At 59.2% G+C, this 19,034-nt stretch carries 18 protein-coding genes and 2 pseudogenes; 11 read left to right on the plus strand and 9 right to left on the minus strand.

Annotated elements, in window-relative coordinates:
• Nucleotides 1–16: 16 nt before the first annotated feature.
• The 4 genes and pseudogenes from A3AY_RS37460 to A3AY_RS0106910 form a co-directional block, all read left to right on the plus strand.
• Nucleotides 17–344, plus strand: a pseudogene (locus A3AY_RS37460) (hypothetical protein); the annotation flags it as partial.
• A gap of 128 nt (nucleotides 345–472) precedes the next feature.
• Nucleotides 473–1,405, plus strand: coding sequence for a LysR family transcriptional regulator (locus A3AY_RS0106900; protein WP_018324953.1), 933 nt, complete (start codon nucleotides 473–475; stop codon nucleotides 1,403–1,405).
• Nucleotides 1,406–1,543: 138 nt separating this feature from the next.
• Nucleotides 1,544–2,257, plus strand: a complete 714-nt coding sequence (locus tag A3AY_RS0106905; RefSeq protein WP_018324954.1) for an SDR family NAD(P)-dependent oxidoreductase — start codon at nucleotides 1,544–1,546, stop codon at nucleotides 2,255–2,257.
• A gap of 212 nt (nucleotides 2,258–2,469) precedes the next feature.
• On the plus strand, nucleotides 2,470–2,709 hold the full coding sequence (locus tag A3AY_RS0106910) for a tautomerase family protein (protein ID WP_018324955.1): 240 nt from the start codon (nucleotides 2,470–2,472) through the stop codon (nucleotides 2,707–2,709).
• Nucleotides 2,710–3,267: 558 nt separating this feature from the next.
• Here the strand turns inward: A3AY_RS0106910 and A3AY_RS34610 are convergent.
• The 4 genes and pseudogenes from A3AY_RS34610 to A3AY_RS0106925 all read right to left on the minus strand — a co-directional run bounded on the left by A3AY_RS34610 (nucleotide 3,268) and on the right by A3AY_RS0106925 (nucleotide 6,827).
• Nucleotides 3,268–3,620 (minus strand): annotated as a pseudogene (locus A3AY_RS34610) (peptide-methionine (S)-S-oxide reductase).
• Nucleotides 3,590–3,775, minus strand: a complete 186-nt coding sequence (locus A3AY_RS41360) for a peptide-methionine (S)-S-oxide reductase (protein WP_026203192.1) — start codon at nucleotides 3,773–3,775, stop codon at nucleotides 3,590–3,592. The pseudogene A3AY_RS34610 and the gene A3AY_RS41360 overlap by 31 nt, the downstream one beginning before the upstream one ends.
• A 539-nt stretch (nucleotides 3,776–4,314) precedes the next feature.
• Nucleotides 4,315–4,731 carry an organic hydroperoxide resistance protein gene (locus tag A3AY_RS0106920; RefSeq protein ID WP_018324957.1) on the minus strand — a complete coding sequence of 139 codons (417 nt, stop codon included), beginning with the start codon at nucleotides 4,729–4,731 and terminating at the stop codon, nucleotides 4,315–4,317.
• A 323-nt stretch (nucleotides 4,732–5,054) separates the two neighbouring features.
• Nucleotides 5,055–6,827: a cytochrome c biogenesis protein DipZ gene (locus A3AY_RS0106925; protein ID WP_018324958.1), complete on the minus strand. Its 1,773-nt coding sequence runs from the start codon at nucleotides 6,825–6,827 to the stop codon at nucleotides 5,055–5,057.
• A gap of 415 nt (nucleotides 6,828–7,242) precedes the next feature.
• Between A3AY_RS0106925 and A3AY_RS0106930 the strand changes: the two genes are divergently transcribed.
• The 4 genes from A3AY_RS0106930 (at nucleotide 7,243) to A3AY_RS0106950 (ending at nucleotide 11,745) form a co-directional block, all read left to right on the plus strand.
• A complete protein-coding gene (locus A3AY_RS0106930; RefSeq protein WP_018324959.1) occupies nucleotides 7,243–9,237 on the plus strand; it encodes an AI-2E family transporter in 1,995 nt (664 codons plus the stop codon).
• A gap of 804 nt (nucleotides 9,238–10,041) precedes the next feature.
• Nucleotides 10,042–10,476, plus strand: a complete 435-nt coding sequence (locus A3AY_RS0106940) for a hypothetical protein (protein ID WP_018324961.1) — start codon at nucleotides 10,042–10,044, stop codon at nucleotides 10,474–10,476.
• An 18-nt stretch (nucleotides 10,477–10,494) separates the two neighbouring features.
• Complete coding sequence (locus A3AY_RS38965) at nucleotides 10,495–10,809, plus strand: hypothetical protein (RefSeq protein ID WP_154663255.1); 315 nt, start codon at nucleotides 10,495–10,497, stop codon at nucleotides 10,807–10,809.
• 9 nt (nucleotides 10,810–10,818) lie between these two features.
• Nucleotides 10,819–11,745, plus strand: a complete 927-nt coding sequence (locus A3AY_RS0106950) for an HD-GYP domain-containing protein (protein ID WP_018324963.1) — start codon at nucleotides 10,819–10,821, stop codon at nucleotides 11,743–11,745.
• A gap of 149 nt (nucleotides 11,746–11,894) precedes the next feature.
• Here A3AY_RS0106950 and A3AY_RS0106955 read toward each other — a convergent pair whose 3' ends face one another.
• Nucleotides 11,895–12,161 (minus strand): DUF1488 family protein, encoded by a 267-nt coding sequence (locus A3AY_RS0106955; RefSeq protein ID WP_018324964.1) that lies wholly within the window; start codon nucleotides 12,159–12,161, stop codon nucleotides 11,895–11,897.
• A 109-nt stretch (nucleotides 12,162–12,270) separates the two neighbouring features.
• A complete protein-coding gene (locus A3AY_RS34615) occupies nucleotides 12,271–12,753 on the minus strand; it encodes a PTS sugar transporter subunit IIA (RefSeq protein ID WP_018324965.1) in 483 nt (160 codons plus the stop codon).
• A 960-nt stretch (nucleotides 12,754–13,713) separates the two neighbouring features.
• Here A3AY_RS34615 and A3AY_RS34620 point away from each other — a divergent pair.
• Nucleotides 13,714–14,979, plus strand: a complete 1,266-nt coding sequence (locus A3AY_RS34620; RefSeq protein WP_018324966.1) for a cation:proton antiporter — start codon at nucleotides 13,714–13,716, stop codon at nucleotides 14,977–14,979.
• A gap of 201 nt (nucleotides 14,980–15,180) precedes the next feature.
• Nucleotides 15,181–15,378 carry a hypothetical protein gene (locus tag A3AY_RS0106970; protein ID WP_018324967.1) on the plus strand — a complete coding sequence of 66 codons (198 nt, stop codon included), beginning with the start codon at nucleotides 15,181–15,183 and terminating at the stop codon, nucleotides 15,376–15,378.
• 26 nt (nucleotides 15,379–15,404) lie between these two features.
• Here A3AY_RS0106970 and A3AY_RS0106975 read toward each other — a convergent pair whose 3' ends face one another.
• The gene (locus A3AY_RS0106975; RefSeq protein WP_234913076.1) at nucleotides 15,405–16,208 is read right to left on the minus strand and encodes a helix-turn-helix domain-containing protein; all 804 of its coding nucleotides are present in this window, start codon (nucleotides 16,206–16,208) and stop codon (nucleotides 15,405–15,407) included.
• A gap of 196 nt (nucleotides 16,209–16,404) precedes the next feature.
• Between A3AY_RS0106975 and A3AY_RS0106980 the strand changes: the two genes are divergently transcribed.
• A complete protein-coding gene (locus tag A3AY_RS0106980) occupies nucleotides 16,405–17,235 on the plus strand; it encodes an N-acyl homoserine lactonase family protein (protein WP_018324969.1) in 831 nt (276 codons plus the stop codon).
• 357 nt (nucleotides 17,236–17,592) lie between these two features.
• On the opposite strand, the gene A3AY_RS38970 is transcribed toward A3AY_RS0106980, so the two are convergent.
• Nucleotides 17,593–18,033 carry a hypothetical protein gene (locus A3AY_RS38970; protein ID WP_018324970.1) on the minus strand — a complete coding sequence of 147 codons (441 nt, stop codon included), beginning with the start codon at nucleotides 18,031–18,033 and terminating at the stop codon, nucleotides 17,593–17,595.
• A gap of 44 nt (nucleotides 18,034–18,077) precedes the next feature.
• Nucleotides 18,078–18,941, minus strand: a complete 864-nt coding sequence (locus A3AY_RS0106995; RefSeq protein ID WP_018324971.1) for a ferritin-like domain-containing protein — start codon at nucleotides 18,939–18,941, stop codon at nucleotides 18,078–18,080.
• Between the last annotated feature and the right edge of the window lie 93 nt (nucleotides 18,942–19,034).

Genomic DNA, 19,034 nt, shown 5'->3' on the forward strand with positions numbered 1-19,034 from the left:
GCGATCGAGCGTGATCCGGACGTCCAGGGTTGGCAGCGCGCTTGCACTGGCCGGTGACATTCGCTTCGCCAGCCGCGAGAATGCGGTTCTTTCGCAATGGGAGATCGACGCGGCACTTGTGCCCTGGGGGCGGCCCCATGGCGTGCCTTCCACGGCTGATGGGACGCGGTCGCGCTCTGGAAGTCCTGCTCGGTGGCGCTGATATCGATGGCGATCTCATCGCCTCGGTCCAATGCCCCCAAGGCCAGGAAAGGATCAGGCAGCTCATGGAGACCGGGCTTCAAACAATTGAGGACACCGAGACACGACTCGGACACTGCACGGGAGAGCTCGGCAAGGAATAGTCCGTCCGGTCCGGCCGGCGGCTGCGCGCGAGCAAGGCGCTCCGCGCATCCTTCGGACATTTACTTCATGCCGTTTTCGGGAGAATACTCGCGATCCAGCTTCCACTATCCCGGAGATCGGTAAGGTCATGGATCGCATCGATGCTATGAAAGTGTTCGTAACCGCGGTCGACGAGGGTAGTCTTGCGGCCGCCGCCCGCCTTCTGAAGCGGTCTCCGACGGCGGTCAGCCGCGCGCTGAGTTTTCTCGAAGCGCATGTCGGCGTGGAGTTGCTGCATCGGTCGACCCGCGCCCTCAAGCTGAGTGAAGCCGGGCAGCGCTACGCATCCGCCTGCCGGCGCGTGCTCGTCGACCTCGAGGAGGCCGACATGATCGCCGGCAGCGAACGCTCGGCTCCGCGCGGGACCCTGAGCATCTCAGCACCGCCCATTCTTGGGGAGGAGGTGCTGCGTGCCATTACCGACGACTTTCTGGATGCCTACCCCGCAGTGTCAGCGCGCATTCTTCTCCTAGACCGGCTGGTCAATCCAGTCGAGGAAGGTATCGACATCGCGCTGCGCATTGGCCACCTTCCCGACTCCTCCCATGTCGCCACCCGTCTCGGCGGGGATGTCAGGCGCGTGGTCGTTGCCGCCCCGCGCTACCTTTCCAGCCATCCCCGGATCACAGAGCCGGCGGATTTGCAGAAGCACCAGATTATCGCGTTCAGCAATTTTGGCCTCGATTCCTGGAGCTTCACGCCGTCGGCCGGCTCGACCATTCCCCGCACGGTTCACTTCACGCCGCGGTGCATCGTCAACAGCGTCCGTGCCGCGGCCGCCTCGGCCGCCTCGGGCGGCGGCCTGACCAGGCTCTATTCCTACCACGTCGCTGACTACGTCAGGGACGGACGGCTGCAGATCGTCCTTGCTGACGCAGAGCCCCCGCCCCTTCCGGTTCATCTCCTTGCACCGAATGGCCGCATGTCGGTGCCGAAAGTCCGTGCCTTCGTTGACTTCGCGACGCCGCGACTGCGTTCCGAATTTGTGCGGCTGGCAGCAGAAGCGGGAACACTTCGCTGATCATGCCGAATTTCGGTTGAGTATCGTTCAACCAATGGCAATTCTCCCGCACTTCGGAGTGATCTAGAACCATTGCACCAACGCCGAGGGCGTCGGGCGGCTCAAGAGCAGCCGCTGCAATTGAGAAGGATCACATCAATGAGCAACGAACAGAAAGTCGTCATCATCACCGGAGCCTCGCAGGGCATCGGCGCCGCCCTGGTTCGCGCTTACCGCGATCGGAACTTTCGCGTCGTCGCCACGGCGCGGTCGATCAAGGAAAGCGCCGATCCCGGCATTCTCGCCGTCCCCGGCGACATCAGCAGGTCGGAAACGGCCGACAACATCGTCCGCCAGGCGATCGAGCGGTTCGGACGGATCGATTCACTGGTGAACAATGCTGGCGTATTTCTCGCCAAGCCGTTCATCGAGTTCACCCAGGAAGACTTTGATCACAACATCGGCGTTAACGTCGGGGGGTTCTTCCATATCACCCAACGCGCGGCCGCCGAGATGCTGAAGCAGGGTTCAGGCCACATCGTCAACATCACCACCAGCCTCGTCGATCAGCCGATCGCCGGCATGCCTGCCGCCCTGGCATCCTTGACAAAGGGTGGGCTGAATTCAGTCACCAAGGGCCTTGCGATGGAATTCGCGCAGAGCGGCGTTCGCGTCAATGCGGTCTCCCCGGGGATCATCAAGACCCCCATGCATGCGCCCGAGACGCATGCCGCGCTGTCGTCGCTGCACCCGGTCGGAAGAATGGGTGACATCCGGGATATCGTCGATGCCGTGCTCTATCTCGAGTCGGCCAGCTTCGTCACCGGCGAGATACTCCACGTCGACGGCGGCCAGAACGCGGGACGTTGGTAGACACAACGGGGCTGGTGTCTCGGGGGGCCTGCAGCCTTCGCTGCGGGCGCGCCGGGAACCATGAACACATCGGGTCGGCCACCAGCTGTTCCTCGAACGGAATGGCAGGTTCCACCGCGTCGGCGGCGGCTACGCAACTCGAGCAGGACCTCAACGTACTGCTTGCGGCAGCCTAGAAATGTAGGAAATCCAACACAAGAAAGGAGACTGCAATGCCTATCGTCACTGTTCAAGTCACCCGCGAAGGGACCGTTCCTGAGCGCAAGTCGGTATCGGCCGAGGAAAAAGCCGCCATCATCAAGGGTGTCAGCCAGGTGCTCCTCGATGTTCTGAACAAGCCGCTTGAATCCACCTATGTGGTCATCGAGGAAGTTGATCTGGACAATTGGGGTTGGGGCGGGCTTCCCACAGCCCAGTATCGCCGACTACGGGCGGAGACCGCAAAATCCTGAAGCCTGGCTACCGCTCTCGCAGCCGTCGAGCTCATTGCGAGGCGGCGGCTGCACGAGGAGAATTAACTATCCTACTTCCCTGGCGCAGCAAACGCTCCAGACCGTGTGCCGTAGATCGCGCGGGAAACGGTATTGAATGATCGACGCCAGAAGCGACGCCGGCGGAGGAATGCCCGCAAACGAGAACTCCCCGAAGAAGCCCGAAATGGCCCCTGCGACGATCGTCGCCCTGGCCGTCCACTACAATGGCCAGACGCCTTCAACGAGACGATGGACCTGCACGTGCTGACCCTCCTCGGCCCTCGCCGCCCTCGGCGACTACCACATGAAGGAGCAGGCCTCGAACAGTGCGAGGCCCGATACAGAGGTTGGGGCCGGAGGCCCAGTTAATGAACAATGGCCGTTCTACTTTTCGAGGAAATGCGAAAGGGGCGGTTCAACACTGCCCTGATTTGCATCTGGTGAAAGGCTCGCAAGCGCGGGCTCGCTTTGTTCAAGAGGTCCAGACGTAGCGGGCCGACTTCGTTGAAGCTTCAGCATCCACGGCCGCGGTAGCCTTCAGGCGATTTTCGCCCGTGCCGGCAACCTCCAACCTGGTCGGACAAAATGGCACGAGTATCCGTTTCGATACCGCTCGAGATAGTCCTGGTGTTCGGGCTCCGCTTCCCAGAAATCGCCTGCCGGCAAGACTTCCGTCACGACTCGACCCGGCCACAGCCCCAAAGCATCGACGTCCGCAATCGTATCGAGTGCGATCCTCTTCTGCTCCTCGTTGACATGGAAAATCGCGGAACGATAGCTCGCACCGATGTCGTTCCCCTGTCGGTTGATCGTGCTGGGTCGTGGATCTGGAAAAAGAACTCCAGGAGCCGCCTGTAGCTTATCTTGCCCGGATCGAAGATGATCTCGATGGCTTCGCATGGTTCCCATGGTTGCGGTAGCTGGCATGGGCGACGTCGCCGCCCGTGTAGCCCACGCTGGTGGCCACGACGCCGTCGTAAGCACGAATGAGATCCTGCATCCCCCAGAAGCAGCCGCCTGCCAAAACTGCGCGATCTTCAGACATCAGATTTTCTCCAGTTGAGGAAGGTACTCGGCATAGGCTCCGCTTCCATATCATCACGGTGGACGAAACGCAGGGGACACCGAATTAATAGAGTATCTCAATCCGCCATAAAGCGGCGGTCCGTCTGGGATGATGTGAATGGCCGGAGACATGATACGCCTTGATCGGGCCCATTGCTGAAAGAAAGAAACCAGATCCGCCAAATGGCGCCATTGACGCAGGGGGTCGGATTTCACTTCCCTGATGCACCCGAGACCGCAAAGCGCGGATAGTCTACATCCGACGGCTGCGAACCATTTTGGGAAGTTAGTTGTTCTTGCAGCCCGCTCAGTGCCGACGCCTTGCGCGGATCGGTATCCCAGGCACACGGGGACGCCAGAACAGCTAATCCCAGAAGACATTTAACTGCGAAATTCACGATGGCTCTCCGGTGCCTGGGCGACGGGCTCGCCGGCGCGGCTGTCACTATAAGGGCTTAGGCAATTGCAGCTTCGCGGCGTTGCCCGCCGCGAAGCTGCCCATTTGAATCTGTGTGAGTATCAGACGAGGTTGATCTCGGACTTGATGTTGCCGCGCGTTAACTTGGAGTACGGGCAGGTCTGGTGGGCGGCATCGACAATATCGCGCGCAACGTCGGGGGCGAGGCCCGGCAGGCTGACATTGAGGCGTGCGCCAAGGAAATACCCGCCATCCGAACTAATGAGATCGACCTCGGCGTCAACCGCCATGTCTGCCGGAAGCACGACCTTCCGCTGGCCAGCAGCGATGCCCATTGCCCCAATGAAGCAGGCCGACCATCCGGCCGCGAAAAGCTGCTCGGGGTTCGTGCCGCCGCCTGCCGTGCCCGGCGACGACAGGTTGATTTCCAGGCGGCCATCAGAACTGCGCGAAGCGCCGGTCCGCCCACCCGTTGTGTGGGTCTTGCCAGTATAAATGACCTTTTCATTTGCTGTCATGCTGATTTTCCTCAAGTTGATGGATGACCGATGACTTGAATCGGCCGATGCCCGCATTAAGCTTTCGGGACGTATCCCCTGTGTGTCGGAATTCGTCGAAAATGTATCAGACTGTACCGCCCCCGTGATGGCACCAATGGCTGGCGACAAACGCTTCTGCTGGCTTCGGTATTGTCACGGAGGGGCGGAAGAACAAGCCGGGCTCACGGTGCTCGAGCGTGTGTGCCCGAGGACCGCAGTGCCAAGCAGCGCTGACACTCCGTCGGCAGCCAGCGCGCCGCGACCAGCGCCGTCCATAGAATATCTCTTTTCAAGGCTCCACCTCATCCAAACGTGAATACGAACGCTTCGACGCCGGCATCGAGGAAGCGAACCTCGAAGGTCCGTTCCAAGACCTCCCCCTTTTGTCGGACGAGCTGGTAAAGACGTGTTTGCTTGACGGTTCCGATGCCGTATCGATCGACATCCGCGCCATGGCTCTCGCCGGGAGGCTTGCCGTCGATCGTCACTTGGAAGCGCACCGGATCACCGTTAGCACTGGGACCGAGGACCAGGTGAAGATCACGGGCGCTGAACCTGTAGGTGACACTACCGCCTGGCTGATTGAGCGTGCCTCGATCCGGACCGACGGTCCACACTCCCGTCAGGCCCCATTCGTTGAGGTTCGGCTTCGCTTTGGAGTAGTTCTCTGCCACGTCGGCCTTCAGGCCCTCGGGGGAAATGAAGTTGGATGCGCGCTGGTAGCCGATGTAGGTTTCCGACGAGCGAATGTTGGCAAAGTCAGGAGCTGCCTCCGCTCCGGAGACGTCCGGCCTCACAGTCGTCTTCTTCGCCTCGTCGCGACCCGCCTCGGCGAGAAGATCTTGGACCACTTTCTCCGATTTGAGATAGTCACCCTCGCCAAAGTGGTGGTGTCTTACCTGTCCCTTGGCGTCGATGAAGTAGTGTGCTGGCCAGTAGCTGTTCTGGAATGCGCGCCAGATCTTGAAGTCGTTGTCGATCGCGACCGGATAGTCGATCTTGAAGTCCTTGACTGCCTGCTTGACGTTGTCGACGTTTTTTTCGAACGCGAACTCGGGAGAATGGACACCGATCACCACCAGGCCCTGCTCCTTGTACTTTTCGGCCCAGGCGCGGACATAGGGGACAGTCCGAATGCAATTGATGCAGGAATAGGTCCAGAAGTCGATCAGAACCACTTTGCCCCGGAGCTGTTCGCGCGTAAGTGGCGGTGAATTGAGCCATTCGACGGCCCCGTCGAGGGCGGGGAAGTGGCCCTCGACGGGCAGCCCGCTTCGGAAGCCCTGTCGAGCATCGTCCGCTGCGAGCGACATGCTGTTGGCCGCGACTTTGCCCGAAGACGCCGCGGTCCCAGACTTGAATCTGTCGAGGAGTAATTGTTCGATCGTCGTCGTGCTCGAAATGGACAGACGTGCAAGGACGCCGGTGTCGAGGCCCCATGCGATGGCGCCGACCCCTGTCAGGACCGCCACGCCCAGCCCGCGTCGCACCCATTCACCAACCCCGAGAGACTGCTTCATCGCTGCAAAGACACGGCCGCCGATAAACAGTGCGACGGCAAGGGAGGTGGCAGCGCCAGCCGAATAGCTGAGTAGAAGAAGGCTCGTTTGCGCGTTGGCACCTTGAAGTGCCGCGCCCGTCAGGACCAGACCGAGGACAGGCCCGGCACAAGGTGCCCAAAGCAGCCCCGTTGCCACGCCGAGGACCAGCGACTTGCCGCTGGGCTCGCCCTCTCCCGGTCTGCCGCCGGCGTTCAGAAGTCTGTTGCCCAGCGAGACGATCGGGGCAGTCAGAAAACTTGCCGCCCGTGACGAGATGAGCGTCACGCCGAACAGTGCCAGGAGTGCGATGGCGGCGTATCTGCCGTATTCGTTGACATGGATTGCCCAACGGCCGCCGACCGCCGCCAGCGTCGCAACCGCGGCAAACGTCATTGCCATGCCGCCCAGCATGGGCAGCGTGCTGCTGACAAAGGGCCGCCCGGCGCGCGCGAAGACAAAGGGCAGGACTGGAAGTATGCAAGGACTGAGGATGGTCAGTACGCCGGCCATATAGGCAACGATAAGAAGGGACATCATGGTCTCCGTTGAGCATTGATGGCGTCGGTCCACGGCGGCCGACGACAATCTGAGCCCGGAGTACTGCCTTCGGGTAGGTATCTCCTGTGTGTGCTGATCGGGCGGAAGTGTAACGAAGTGTAGAAATCAAAATCCCAACGACTTTGCGATACAAAGGCGTCCGGACGCGGTCGTGACTTGCGCTTTGACCCGAGCTCGCAGCGGTGTCGTTGCTGCAAGCTCACGAAAAAAGTATCCAGGAGGAGGTGCGGCAGGCTTTTCGAAAGAATTGAACACCGGCCCAAGAGGAGAAGTGCCGCTATTCTGTCAGGCGCCCCTTGGGAGCAGGAATGGGTCGCCTGCGCCACAATCATTGCCGAGACCGATCTGCGCCCTAATTGAAAAAGACTTGGTGAGAACGACCGACACATCGATGTCTTCGAGCGACGCCAAGATCACGGAGGCGGAATTGAAAAATGACCTCGGCCCCCATCGCGTCTATTCGACCTCCCCATCCTCCTCGTCACGCATGCCTGCCTTCGCGAGTGTACTCGCCGTTATTGCCATTCTGTACTTCGGCAAGGAAGTCCTTCTTCCTCTAGCAATCGCAGTCCTGTTGACATTCGCGTTGGCTCCCATCTCCTCTCGTCTTCGAAAGCTTGGCCTACCACGGATTCCGGCGGTAATAGTCACCGTCGTGATCGCTTTTCTTGTCCTCGTCCTGTTCGGGCTTGTCGTAGCGGGACACGTTGCCGAAGTCGCCCAGAACCTTCCAGCCTACCAGGGCAACATCATAGCAAAAATTCGGTCTCTCCAGGAAAGTGGAACGGATAGCGGTATTGTGCGGCGCCTGACATCCGTCGTTGAGAGCGTCGGTCGTGAGCTCAGCAACGCCGAGGAGCGCCCAGTTGCTCCAGGTACCGGATCAAGACCAAGGGAGCCCGTGCTCGTCGAAATATTCGCGCCTAGCAGACCAATTGAAACGCTTACTAGCCTGATTGGTCCCCTGCTCGGCCCCATCGCCTCATTGGGCTTGATCATCGTCGTCGTAGTATTCATGCTTTTAGAGCGGGAAGAGCTTCGTGATCGCTTTATCCGGCTCGTTGGCTATGGAGATCTGCATCGCACGACAGAAGCTATCCAGGAAGCGGGTAGCCGGGTCGGGCGGTATCTTCTTATGCAGCTGGTGGTGAATTGCGCTTACGGGGTCCCTTTGGCGCTCGGACTGTGGGCGGTTGGCATCCCAAATCCAGCGCTCTGGGGGATGCTTGCCATCGTCCTTCGATTTGTCCCTTATATCGGGCCTGTAATCGCGACGGTTCTGCCGCTGTTCCTGGCCTTTGCAGTTGACCCTGGCTGGAGCCTTGTTCTCTGGGTTGGGGCCATCTTCCTTGTGCTGGAATTGACCAGCAACAACGTCATCGAGCCCTGGCTCTATGGTTCCCGTACCGGACTCTCTCCGCTGGCAATCATCGTCGCGGCGATTTTTTGGGCATGGCTGTGGGGACCAGTCGGTCTTGTACTGTCCACGCCGCTGACCGTGTGCCTTGCAGTGTTGGGCCGGTATGTCCCGCAGTTCGAGTTCCTTGAGGTCGTTTTTGGTAGTGACCCAGTGCTCGACCCCAAGGAGCGGCTGTACCAGCGGCTTCTTGCCGGCGATCCCGACGAGGCGACCGATTACGCTGAGGAATTCCTTGAGGAGGACTATCTGGAGGACTACTACGGCAAGGTTGCCATTCCCGCCCTTCTACTCGCGGAGAAAGATAGGCGTCGAGGCGTCTTGACCGCGGAGCAGATGGAGCAACTATTCGGGACCGCCATCACACTGGTCTCGAACCTTGCGGAAATTGCGCAGGAGGAAGAGGAAGAGGAAGAGAAGGAGGAAGAGAAGGAGAAGGACTCGGCAGGTCGGCCCAACACCGCCCCCAAGGAAGGCAATGGGGATGGAAACGAACTACCTGACGGACTTGGCAAGACCGTCTTCTGCATCGGAGGCAGAGGCCCGCTCGACGACGCGTCGGCTGCGATGCTCGCCCAGGTTCTCCAGGTACAGGGGGCCGAGGTGGTCGCAGCTAGGCATTCTGACATTCCCAATCGCCGCGCCATGAGCCTCGTTCCAAAACAATCGAACGCCATCGTCGTTTGCTTCCTCAACGAGGATTCGGCAAGGCACGCCAGCATACTTATTCGTCGGTTCAAGCGCATATATCCAGCCATACGCGTCGGCGCGGTCCTTTGGGTGGAAGACCAGGAGGAAAGGCTACCGCCCCCGCTTCGGGAGGCGGATTTCGTTGCCACCACCTTGACCTCGGCTGCCCGCGAGGCACTCGCCGATGCACCACCATCATCGGTGGCGCCCGCGCGCAAGATTCGTACCAGGCGGTCCTCGAACAAGACAGGCATAGCCGCCGCGCGATCCGAGCTTTAGCGGCAAACCCCCGGTGGCGTCCAGCGGCCAGGGTTCGGGTGGATGGCGGGGGGAGGCGAACAGTGCTTCGGTCTCACTACAACCCTACCGTTTTGCATCACGGTCGGCTGAACGATTTTCGATCGAGTGGGCACAGCTCGAGGAATGGACGTGCAGTCAATTGGTGACAAGTACACCGTTAAATCTGGTTTATATGCGTGGTGATGGTTTGATCCGCATGGGCATACCAACTGATGTCGCCCGTGCACGATCTCATGAACTCGGCTAAAAATGGTCGCGTGGACTCTGGTCGCATGATCAGCGACCGGACGGTATTGCCTACGAACCGAGACTGAAGGGCGAAACCAACATCGTCGTCTATGACCCAGCTCTTCATGAGCTCCCCCCTGGAACGCCTAGTGGATTGCCGCGCTGAACTTGCGCAGATTCTCCGCGATTTCGCGCTAGCCATCGTCTGATCGGCAGCTCGAGCGAAAGCAAGTCAGCCCGAGGGCTCTGTCTTGCGCGAGCCGTCAACGCCTGCGGACAAATTGTGAAGAAGCGCAACAGCTCCACAGCTTATCTTTCCATTCATCCTGTCTGTCGTCGACCAGGATCCCGAGTCCCGTATCGCTGGAGATGAAGGCCATTCACGACGATGAACGCCTGTGAGCGGTTGCCCTCGCCTATTGCCACCACGGCGCTGTAGCTTACCCCGCCCTCAGCAATTTTAGTTGCATCCGATATTGACATCGCCTTCCTTACGTTGTGCTCTCCCTGATTGAAACATCAAGGGAGCACAATGTAGTTGGAGCCGCGTACCGCATGAGCATTAAGGCCACTGTTTTACGACTTCTCCGACGACAGACACTTGAGCAGTATCGAATAATCGAAGCAGTTGACGTTTTCGGGCAATCCATGACAGCAAACTCTCCGGATGAGCAAATGGCGCTCCACGACGCCCTCTCAGCCAGCCGATTCCTGATCGCCCGAAATCCGAATGCGTCTCGCCAGTTGTTGGTTGAGATGGGTTGGTGCCCGCTTGATGCAGCAGCGCTCTTTGTCCTGCAATACTGCCGACGGGAATTGGAATCAGGCCGTCATCACGTCTGTCCCGGCGTCCTCATGGAAAAGGGAAAGGGCTATCGGCTGGTTTTTGGCGCTTGCGTGGACTGTCTGTCGAAGGCCGGACGTTATGATGGGGTTCGTGCGAAGCTTGAACGAGACACGCTGGCCGAGGCGATTCAGCAAGTCGGTTAATGTGGCGGCGCGTTGGTCATGGTTCATGGCCTTGCCGTAGGGCAAACGGGAGCGCACCTAAAAACTGCCTTGGTTCACCTTCCCCTGTTGCCTGAGCTTCTCCAACTGCGTTTTAACAACGGCGGCAAGCTTCAGGACGAGGACGTGGTTCTTGGCACTGGACAACACCGCTTTGTTGAAAGATTGTATTCCTATGATTTGCAATCAAGAAACAATGCCGGTAAGGGCAGGCCGGTGACAGTGAGCGACGGTTTTGTCTTCAGTGCGCGACGCGTCGCCAATCTGTCACCGGTCCAGAGCGGTTTACCCGGCTGGGTTTTGCAGAGCACTTAAGGATGTTCTTTGCTCAAGCGCATTAAACCCGGGCAGGCCCGTTTAGGGATGTTCATTGAGGCTATAGAAGGGTCCTGGGCGGACCATCCTTTCTGGCGCAACCAGTTTCGATTGGATCGCGCCAAAGATGTCGAAAGGTTGAAATCCAGCCATGCCACTGCGGTCATCATCGACACCGACAAGGGAGTGGATGTCGCCCTACCCATTGCCATGACGGAACGTTCGTCGCCACACCCTCGCGAAAATCTCTCGTTGAAACGTGCGCTTCGGACGATTGAACAATCGAAACCGCTGATCACGGAGATGTTCGAGAATGCGAGAATCGGAGGCACCATTCCGGTCTCTCATGCCGCGCAAGCCGTAGAGCATATTGCGGCATGCATGCAAGACAGCGGTAAGGCATTGATCGAAGTCACCCGTCTCAAAGCTAGGGACGAATACACCTTTCTGCATTCCATCGCCGTCAGCGGACTGGTGGTACATTTGGCACGCGCCGTTGGTCTCGACGAAAAAATGATTCGCGATCTGGGAATGGGGGGCCTACTTCATGACATCGGAAAAATGCGGGTCCCGCTCAAGGTGCTTAACAAGTCCGCCCCACTCAACGACGTGGAAATGGGACAAGTCCGACTGCATCCGTCACATGGCTACCAACTTCTGGCCAAGCAAGGCGACGTGCCGCGGGTTGTCCTTGACATCTGCCTTCACCATCACGAAAGGATCGATGGCAGCGGCTATCCCAACGGCCTTTTCGACAAACAGATTAGCATCGCCGTCCGCATTACCTCGATTTGCGACGTCTACGATGCACTGACGTCCGCAAGAGCGTACAAGAAGGCGTGGAATCCGAGAGATGCCGCACGATTAATGCTTGAGCAAGAAGGTCAGTTCGACCGTCGGCTGCTGATGCAGCTCTTCCATAGCTTGCGTCTGTGATAATCCAGGCTCCTGAAACCACCGGGGAAGAAAGTCGCGGCGGGCTGCAAAAAATTTTTGCTCACGTTTTGCTCCGATTTAAAAGGCGGCAGATCCACCGTTCCCGAAATGAGTGGTCGGTTGGCGCGCGACGTCATGACGTTCACGGCTTACCCGAAGTTCGATACATCCAACACGACTGCGTCTTGCGGATTGGAGTTATACGCGCGCGTCGCAGCATCCACGATTATTGCCCGCATCTTGTCGAAGGCCTCGAGATATTCTCGTTCTCCCCGGGTTCTCAGAGCCATTCCCCTGGCGAGAACATCCACGGTGACGAAACACTTGACCTCAAACATCCCATCGTAACCGGTAAAGCGAACGCGCCTGTGGGTTTCGTCATAACTGCGGGCTTTGTTGGGAAAAGAAAGAGTCATGACATACTTTCGGTTCGAGCCATCAACCAGTACCATGCACAGGTTGGCATCAATTAACCTGCCTCGTACACGCGAGGTAATTTAGACGCGCCTGGAAAACCTAGTTCGCTCATGAGCGTACGGTTTCGAGCAAATCTTGTTCGGAAGCCAGCGCTGAGAGCACACTCCGTGCCTCTGTTTCAGAGCGAGCGTCGCGCACTGCCGCAAGCACCTTTTTGGAACGAAACAAACGACATTGTCTAGCAAGGCCGGGCAAGAAACCCTCTTGCTCATTCTGCGGCCATATAACGGCCAGGAAAACATCTACCGGCTCGTCATCAGGCGCGTTGAACTCGATAGCAGCGCGCAAGGTGACAAGAACATTGGAGGGTGAAGCAAGGTTTGGCATAAGCGCATGCGGCAAGGCAAAACCAGCGCCGAAACCTGTAGACCCGAGGGCCTCTCGTTCCATCAGGCCGGTGAAGATTGCCCTCGGGTCGAGTCCCGTGTTGTCAGCAAGATATGACGCGATTGCCTGAAAGACCGACCGTGTATCCTGTGCAGGTATTCCCAGGATCAGGTTCTTGTCCCAGCACAGTTCATTGTCTTGCATCGCTGGCCTCCCAATTTTACTGCTTGGCATCCGAGAAATGTCGCTCGTCGCCTTCGCGTTCCAGCGGAGTTAGTGTCTTTCCTGCAAGTGTACATGGGTAAGCCATTACTCATAAAAATATCCTCGAATCGAACTGGCGTCTTCCGCTTGGGGTTTCAAGCCACACCGCAAGTAGTAGTGATCAAATCGCGTTCACATCTTCGTTCGCTAGTTTGAAAATTCGCCGCGGTACGCAACGCCTCATTTCTATTTTCTATGTCAGCGATGTGAAAGAGAACGGCGTTCCTGTGCGGTCTGGGGTAAGGCAGAGCGGCACGTCTCTTTGGGCACAACCCTCGGCGGCGAGGTGAAGCCGTCCGTGAGGCAGGTTCGCCATGCGTCGGCGTTCCGATGCTTACGCGAGCGACCCGACTCCGTAGATCGACATTCAGCCAGATAACCGCATGAATCATGAGAGAGCGTCCACACACGGCAGCCAATTTTTTGGCACAGCGGAAAGCCACATGCCTGCCTGGCAGGACGGGACGATCACGGTGGGTCGATTAATCCATTTCTGCGAGGTGCTGGACGCACCCGCCGAAGAGATTAAGCTCCGGTGGCACCTCACCAGTCTCGATCTAAAGCCGCGCTACTGTTGGCCTCTATCGAGAAGCTACCGACCTTCGACGAGGAACCTTGCGGGGCGTTTACAGCTTGCTCGTCCGTCTAGGCGACGCATTGGACTGAAAACACGAAACGACCCTAGGAGAATTGCATGCCGAGTCACGGTGAAGGGTTAAGGCTCTCGCCGGCCGGGAGCGGTCATGGAGCCGATGCTGATTTTCGCAGATCCGTGCGTTAATGCGCCTGTCTCGCAACCTTGTGCAGCCCGACATCTCCCCTTGGAGATAAAGGTCCTAACTGCCTGCAACGTTTCGATCACGAAAGCGTTCAATCGGTAATCTAAAGGGCGGAGAGACAATGGACACTTTTATCGTCACCCTTTCCGTTCTCGGCGTGGTTGTTCTGCTGACCGCATGGCTGCCATTGGTGCTGAAGCGCCTTCCTCTTTCACTTCCCATCCTCTGCCTCATCATCGGCATGCTCCTCGCGTGGTCTCCCTATCCGCTCCTCCCCAGCTTCAACCCCCTGGAAAACCGTGCTTTCACGGAGCGGATGACCGAGGTTGTCGTCATCATCGCGCTGATGGGAGCTGGCCTTAAAATAGACAGGCCGATTGGATTGGCACGATGGAGAACGACGTGGCGGCTCCTGAGCATCGCGATGCCGCTGACGATCGTCGCCGTCATGGGTCTCGGCTACTACATCCTTGATCTTGATATGGCGTCGGCTCTGTTGCTTGGAGCGGCGCTCGCCCCGACAGACCCTGTGCTGGCAAGCGACATCCAGGTCGGGCCACCGAAGACCGGTGAAGAGGACGAGGTGCGTTTTGCGTTGACCTCGGAGGCGGGCCTGAACGACGGCCTTGCCTTCCCGTTTGTCTACCTTGCCATTGCGATTGCGGTCTCGGTCAAGGACGGTACGGCGATCTTCGAAGACTGGGCATTGGTGGACGTCATATGGCGTCTCGGCACCGCAATCGCTGGGGGATGGGGCGCTGGCAAGCTTTTTGGGATGCTCTCGTTCCGTCTGCGAGGCAAGAGTCTCGCGAAAACCAAGGACGGATTCGTGGCGCTCGGCATGACCTTCTTCATCTATGGCGTCACACAGATGATCCACGGATATGGCTTCGTCGCCGTCTTTGTAGCGGCCGTGGCATTCCGGTCGGTGGAAAGGGAACACGATTTTCACGAGCAGCTGCACGATTTTGCTGAGCAGATAGAGCGCCTTCTGATGATGGTACTCCTCGTATTCCTTGGCTCGATCGTGGCCACCGGGACGATCCTCGGGGCGCTCGACGGACGCGCCATCCTCGTCGCTGTGATAACCCTCGCCCTCGTAAGGCCACTATCCGGTTGGCTTTGTCTGCTAGGCACCGGATTTCCGGCGGGCGAGAAACTCGTGATCTCCGTGTTCGGCATCCGAGGGCTCGGAACGATCTACTACCTGGCCTATGCTACCGGGCAGGCGGCTTTCGATGATGCGAATACCCTCTGGGCGACGGGATTGCTGATAGTGCTGATCTCCATCGTCGTTCACGGTATTGCTGTCACACCGACCATGAATTGGGTCGATGCCACGAGACCGAAGAACCAGAACGCACCAGTTGATCCGGCAGTGCACTAGGTCGGTCGTTGCCGTCGTGTTGATCGCCACGTCATTCTGGCAGGCCTGCCTGCAAGAGGCCCTACCGATAGAGTGCACGACGTTCCAAGTGCTCGATCACGCTTCTGAAGGCGCTGGGCGGGGCGGGGCGGCAAGCGAGGCGGTGCTCTCGCCTGGTCGGTGGGTGATCCTTTCCTTTCCGACAAAGGCGCGGCGCTTTGCATGGCCTTTATGATCGGCCCTACGGATATCGGCTATCCTATGTGCCACCTTCTGCAGCAGCCACTCGTGGTCAAAGGCGAAATGGTGCAGGGAGGAATTGGCGTGCGCTTGAAGTCGAGCAACACCCAGTTCGTCGGTGGTTACCAGGGTATGCAGCATCTATTGATGGGATATGCCGGCGTGGGTTGGCCGCCTTGATGGGGTTCGAACTATACGCCTAGTTATCAGGAGCGGCGACCGCTCGGCGACTGGCCGAAGCTTTCCCTGTAGCGCCGGGCGAAATGCGAGCGTGAGGCATAGCCAGCGGCCTCCGCGGCGGCAAAACTCGATGCGCCGGAGGCAAGCGCGGTTTGGCCAGCGCGCAGGCGCTCGGTTCGAAGGACGTTGCGGAAGGACGTACCCGTCGCAGCAAGCCGACGGCGCAGCGTCGAAGCCCCGACGCCGAGACGGGCGGCGACGCGCTCGACCGTCCAGTCCTCCGACGGCGCGCTTCCGATTAGCCAGGCCACCTCCTCGGGCAGGCTAGCTTCGAACAATGGACGGGCCGCAGCGATCGGCCGCAGAAGCGTCAGCACCTCCATGAGCCGCACCGCCTTGACGGCTTCGCCCAACGCTTCACTGGCGATCGCCGTCGCTGCATGAATAAGTGTATGCACGAGATCCGGATCGAGTGGCACGCGGAACTGCCGGTCGCCATCGCGAGTGCTCGTCTTCTCGCCCCCCGTCAGCGGAGCTATGCCGGCCGGCAGCGCTGGCACCTCCAGCAACAGCGATTCATAGGAGGATGTAGGCCCCGCGGGAATATTGACGACATCCATCGGCACCCGCCCCGGCAGGACAAAGACAGTACCCGGCTCGAAGAAGTGCGTCGTATCGCCGAGCCACACTTCCTTGCGGCCCCTCAACATGACGCCGATGATGGGGCACGGAAGTTCAATCGCCCTGAACCGCTCCCGATCGATGGAGCAATAGGAAAACAGCCGGTTGCCATGCGAATACCGGCCGGCCGTGCCGTCTGGCGCCATCATCGGCCGCAGGCGCTCCACAAGCATGGACCTGAGATGGGTGTCGTCTCTGTAAGGGATGTTCATACCGAACGATAGCGCAGTACGCGTCAATAGAAAACCGCAGAGGTGAGCGTTTCGGGCTCGAAATCGATCGAACCGGACCCTCCACGGCGAACGGGATACGTCAAAAGCGGTCTCCACATCCAAGGAGACCGCCATGAACCCGATTGCAACGATCGTTTTTTCCGCCGCTGCCCTGATGGCATCCACGGCCCATTCCGCCGAGGTCGAACTCTGGCGGCTCGACTGCGGCGAAATCGAAGTCCGCGACCTTTCGCTGTTTTCCGACACCTACAATCACGTCGGCGAGAAGCGAACGCTGACCGACAGCTGCTACGTGATCCGCCACGACCAGGACTACATGCTCTGGGACGCCGGATTGCCGGCCGGTCTTCTCGGGGCAAAGCTTGATCCGAGCGCGGTACTTGCGCCAACGCTGGCGAAGGATATTCCGACCCAGCTCGCGGAAATCGGCCTCAAGCCCGAACAGATCAGCCGCCTTGGCATCAGCCACAATCATTTCGACCATGTCGGACAGGCCGCGTTCTTTCCGCAGGCGACATTGATGATCGGCGCAGCCGATCTCACCCAGTTCAAGGGCGACCCCCTGCCCTTCGCCGTCGATCCGGCCTTCATCAAGCCGTGGCTTGACGGCGGTGCGAAGGTTGACGCCATCTCGGGCGACCGCGACGTTTTCGGCGACGGAACGGTGACCATTCTCTCGACGCCGGGTCACACGCCGGGCGAAACAAGTCTGCTGGTGCGCCTTGCAGAAACCGGACCCATCCTACTTTCCGGCGACGTCGCGCATTTCGAGGAGCAGTTCGAGAACCGTGGCGTGCCAGGATTCAACTTCGATCGCGCCGAAACGCTGGCGTCGATGGAGCGGCTAACGGGGATTGCCAAGGCGCTGAATGCCACCCTGATCGTCCAGCATGACGCCAAGGATATCGCCAAGCTGCCGGCCTTCCCGAAAAGTGCCAGGTAGCGACGTCCGACAACCCGGCCGGCCGAACTGTCGGACGGCCGGGTTTTGTGTTGTATCCTTGCTGGTGGGAAAGGGCGCGACGCCCCCTTTTGCATCATGCCCCGACCAATGTCTGAAGTGTCCTCGCAAATGCCGCAATGAGGCATTGATCGGCTATGAAAACCGCGTCCTGATCGCCCTGGGCGGCGCTATTCTGGCCGCCTTGCCGAGCCGGCCAAATCACTAATTCAGTATTGCATCCCGCCAGCGTGCCGTGCTGCGACTGCCGGTGATATTGCCGGGGCGCAGTCCCAGGCCGTAGGGTTGCACTGATGCTTGACCTGATTTCGCCGGCATTCCTCGTTCTCGCGATCAGCCTTAGCTGGAATTGGTTCGCCTGCATTTTAGCATGCAGGCGAACGCCGCACTTGCGACCTCGCCGCTTACCACCACCGCCGCCGCCATCAGCTTGTCAGCCTCAGCGGTGGCTTTCGCTGGTAACACTCCGTCACTCGAAGTCCCGATCGTGCTGTTTGGCTTGTTCATCTGCGCGATCGTCAAGAAGCAGCCCGCTGCGGTAACCGTAGCCTTTCTGCAATCAGCCTCGCGGCGTATCTGCAATTCTCTACAGTTCCCTGAGGCGCAGCCGCGTGGCGCTGGCGCAAAGGCTCGAAATGCACCGTCGGCGCCGGCAATCGCCGCACCGGTCTCAGAGACATTCATGAACCTGCTGCGAGACAGCACTCGGCTTGAAGCTGCCGATCCGTGGTTCACATCATCATCCTTATCATCGTCTTTTCCGAGAGCATCGGATACCATCCGCTCAGTTTCCGGTGGGCAAATCGTCAGTCGTCGCAACTGGCTTAGGTGGTCTTGAGCGTGCCGTTCATCCCCTCCGGATAGAAGCCGCCCTTGCTCACTCCGTCCTTGTCGGTGAGGTACACGATCCTGAGCACCTCCTGCGGCGTTCTGGTGAACGCGATTGCATCGGGCGTCGAAGGAACGATGTTGGCTTTGCCGTCCCCCCGGATCCCCTGGTCCTTATTGCCTGATCCGTCGATTTTGTCTCGGGCATCGGAGACAGCGTTGGCGGCCTTCCAGGCTTCCTCTCCCTTTCGGTATAGCGTAGATCGCGCCATTCCCATGTGATAGGCCTCGACCGCCAGGATGCCTGCGGCTGCGGCGAGGAAATCCTTGTTTTTCAGAACGGTCGCCGCACCCGCATAGGCGGTGACGCCGACATCCTCGAACAACATCCCGCCGAGAACGAAGTTCGTCTCGTTGCCGAAGGGATCGAAGTCCGGCCCGAGGCCCGCTGCTTCCGCGACGGCTTCGAAGCCCGCACCGAAATCGATGGCCGGCCGGTCAACCGCGTTGGTTCCAAGCGTCTTCCGGTAGAAGCGGACGTGCGCGAGTTCGTTTTCCGCGACTTCCTGCATGAATTCGCCGATCGCGGGCGTCTCGAAGGAGACTCGCTTTCCACCAACGACGTCGCCGGGTTTCGAACCGGCATCGGCTCCGTCAAGGCCTGTTCCGGTGGTGCCGCGGAGGTAGTATTCAGCCTCCATATATTCGAGGTTGAGCGCAAAGCGGAAAATGTCCTCGTCCGATATGTCCTGTGCCAATACCGCAGAAGGCCGTGCGATTCCGCTGAGTGCCGCTCCGGCACCGAGTGCGATAAGTCCCTGAAGCGACTGACGCCGGGATAGGTGAAGTGCGCCCTGCATGGCGATCTCCTATGTTTGTCGATTCAACACCGCAGTCAGCTCCGCGGCACCGAATGCATTTGCCTGACGATTAGATGGTCCGGGCCGCCAAAA

Source organism: Rhizobium giardinii bv. giardinii H152 (assembly GCF_000379605.1).
In the GTDB taxonomy this organism is placed as follows: domain Bacteria; phylum Pseudomonadota; class Alphaproteobacteria; order Rhizobiales; family Rhizobiaceae; genus Pararhizobium; species Pararhizobium giardinii.

Excerpts from the sequence above, each read along its gene's own strand:
- A3AY_RS0106920 (WP_018324957.1), bottom strand. The coding sequence starts at position 4,731 with ATGACAGCAAATGAAAAGGTCATTTATACTGGCAAGACCCACACAACG.
- A3AY_RS0106925 (WP_018324958.1), bottom strand. The coding sequence starts at position 6,827 with ATGTCCCTTCTTATCGTTGCCTATATGGCCGGCGTACTGACCATCCTC.
- A3AY_RS34615 (WP_018324965.1), bottom strand. The coding sequence starts at position 12,753 with ATGCAAGACAATGAACTGTGCTGGGACAAGAACCTGATCCTGGGAATA.
- A3AY_RS0106955 (WP_018324964.1), bottom strand. The coding sequence starts at position 12,161 with ATGACTCTTTCTTTTCCCAACAAAGCCCGCAGTTATGACGAAACCCAC.
- A3AY_RS0106940 (WP_018324961.1), top strand. The coding sequence starts at position 10,042 with ATGAGCATTAAGGCCACTGTTTTACGACTTCTCCGACGACAGACACTT.
- A3AY_RS0106900 (WP_018324953.1), top strand. The coding sequence starts at position 473 with ATGGATCGCATCGATGCTATGAAAGTGTTCGTAACCGCGGTCGACGAG.
- A3AY_RS0106970 (WP_018324967.1), top strand. The coding sequence starts at position 15,181 with ATGGCCTTTATGATCGGCCCTACGGATATCGGCTATCCTATGTGCCAC.
- A3AY_RS0106930 (WP_018324959.1), top strand. The coding sequence starts at position 7,243 with ATGTCTTCGAGCGACGCCAAGATCACGGAGGCGGAATTGAAAAATGAC.
- A3AY_RS0106995 (WP_018324971.1), bottom strand. The coding sequence starts at position 18,941 with ATGCAGGGCGCACTTCACCTATCCCGGCGTCAGTCGCTTCAGGGACTT.
- A3AY_RS38965 (WP_154663255.1), top strand. The coding sequence starts at position 10,495 with ATGGTTCATGGCCTTGCCGTAGGGCAAACGGGAGCGCACCTAAAAACT.
- A3AY_RS0106975 (WP_234913076.1), bottom strand. The coding sequence starts at position 16,208 with ATGATGGCGCCAGACGGCACGGCCGGCCGGTATTCGCATGGCAACCGG.
- A3AY_RS34620 (WP_018324966.1), top strand. The coding sequence starts at position 13,714 with ATGGACACTTTTATCGTCACCCTTTCCGTTCTCGGCGTGGTTGTTCTG.
- A3AY_RS41360 (WP_026203192.1), bottom strand. The coding sequence starts at position 3,775 with ATGTCTGAAGATCGCGCAGTTTTGGCAGGCGGCTGCTTCTGGGGGATG.
- A3AY_RS0106905 (WP_018324954.1), top strand. The coding sequence starts at position 1,544 with ATGAGCAACGAACAGAAAGTCGTCATCATCACCGGAGCCTCGCAGGGC.
- A3AY_RS38970 (WP_018324970.1), bottom strand. The coding sequence starts at position 18,033 with ATGGTATCCGATGCTCTCGGAAAAGACGATGATAAGGATGATGATGTG.
- A3AY_RS0106980 (WP_018324969.1), top strand. The coding sequence starts at position 16,405 with ATGAACCCGATTGCAACGATCGTTTTTTCCGCCGCTGCCCTGATGGCA.
- A3AY_RS0106910 (WP_018324955.1), top strand. The coding sequence starts at position 2,470 with ATGCCTATCGTCACTGTTCAAGTCACCCGCGAAGGGACCGTTCCTGAG.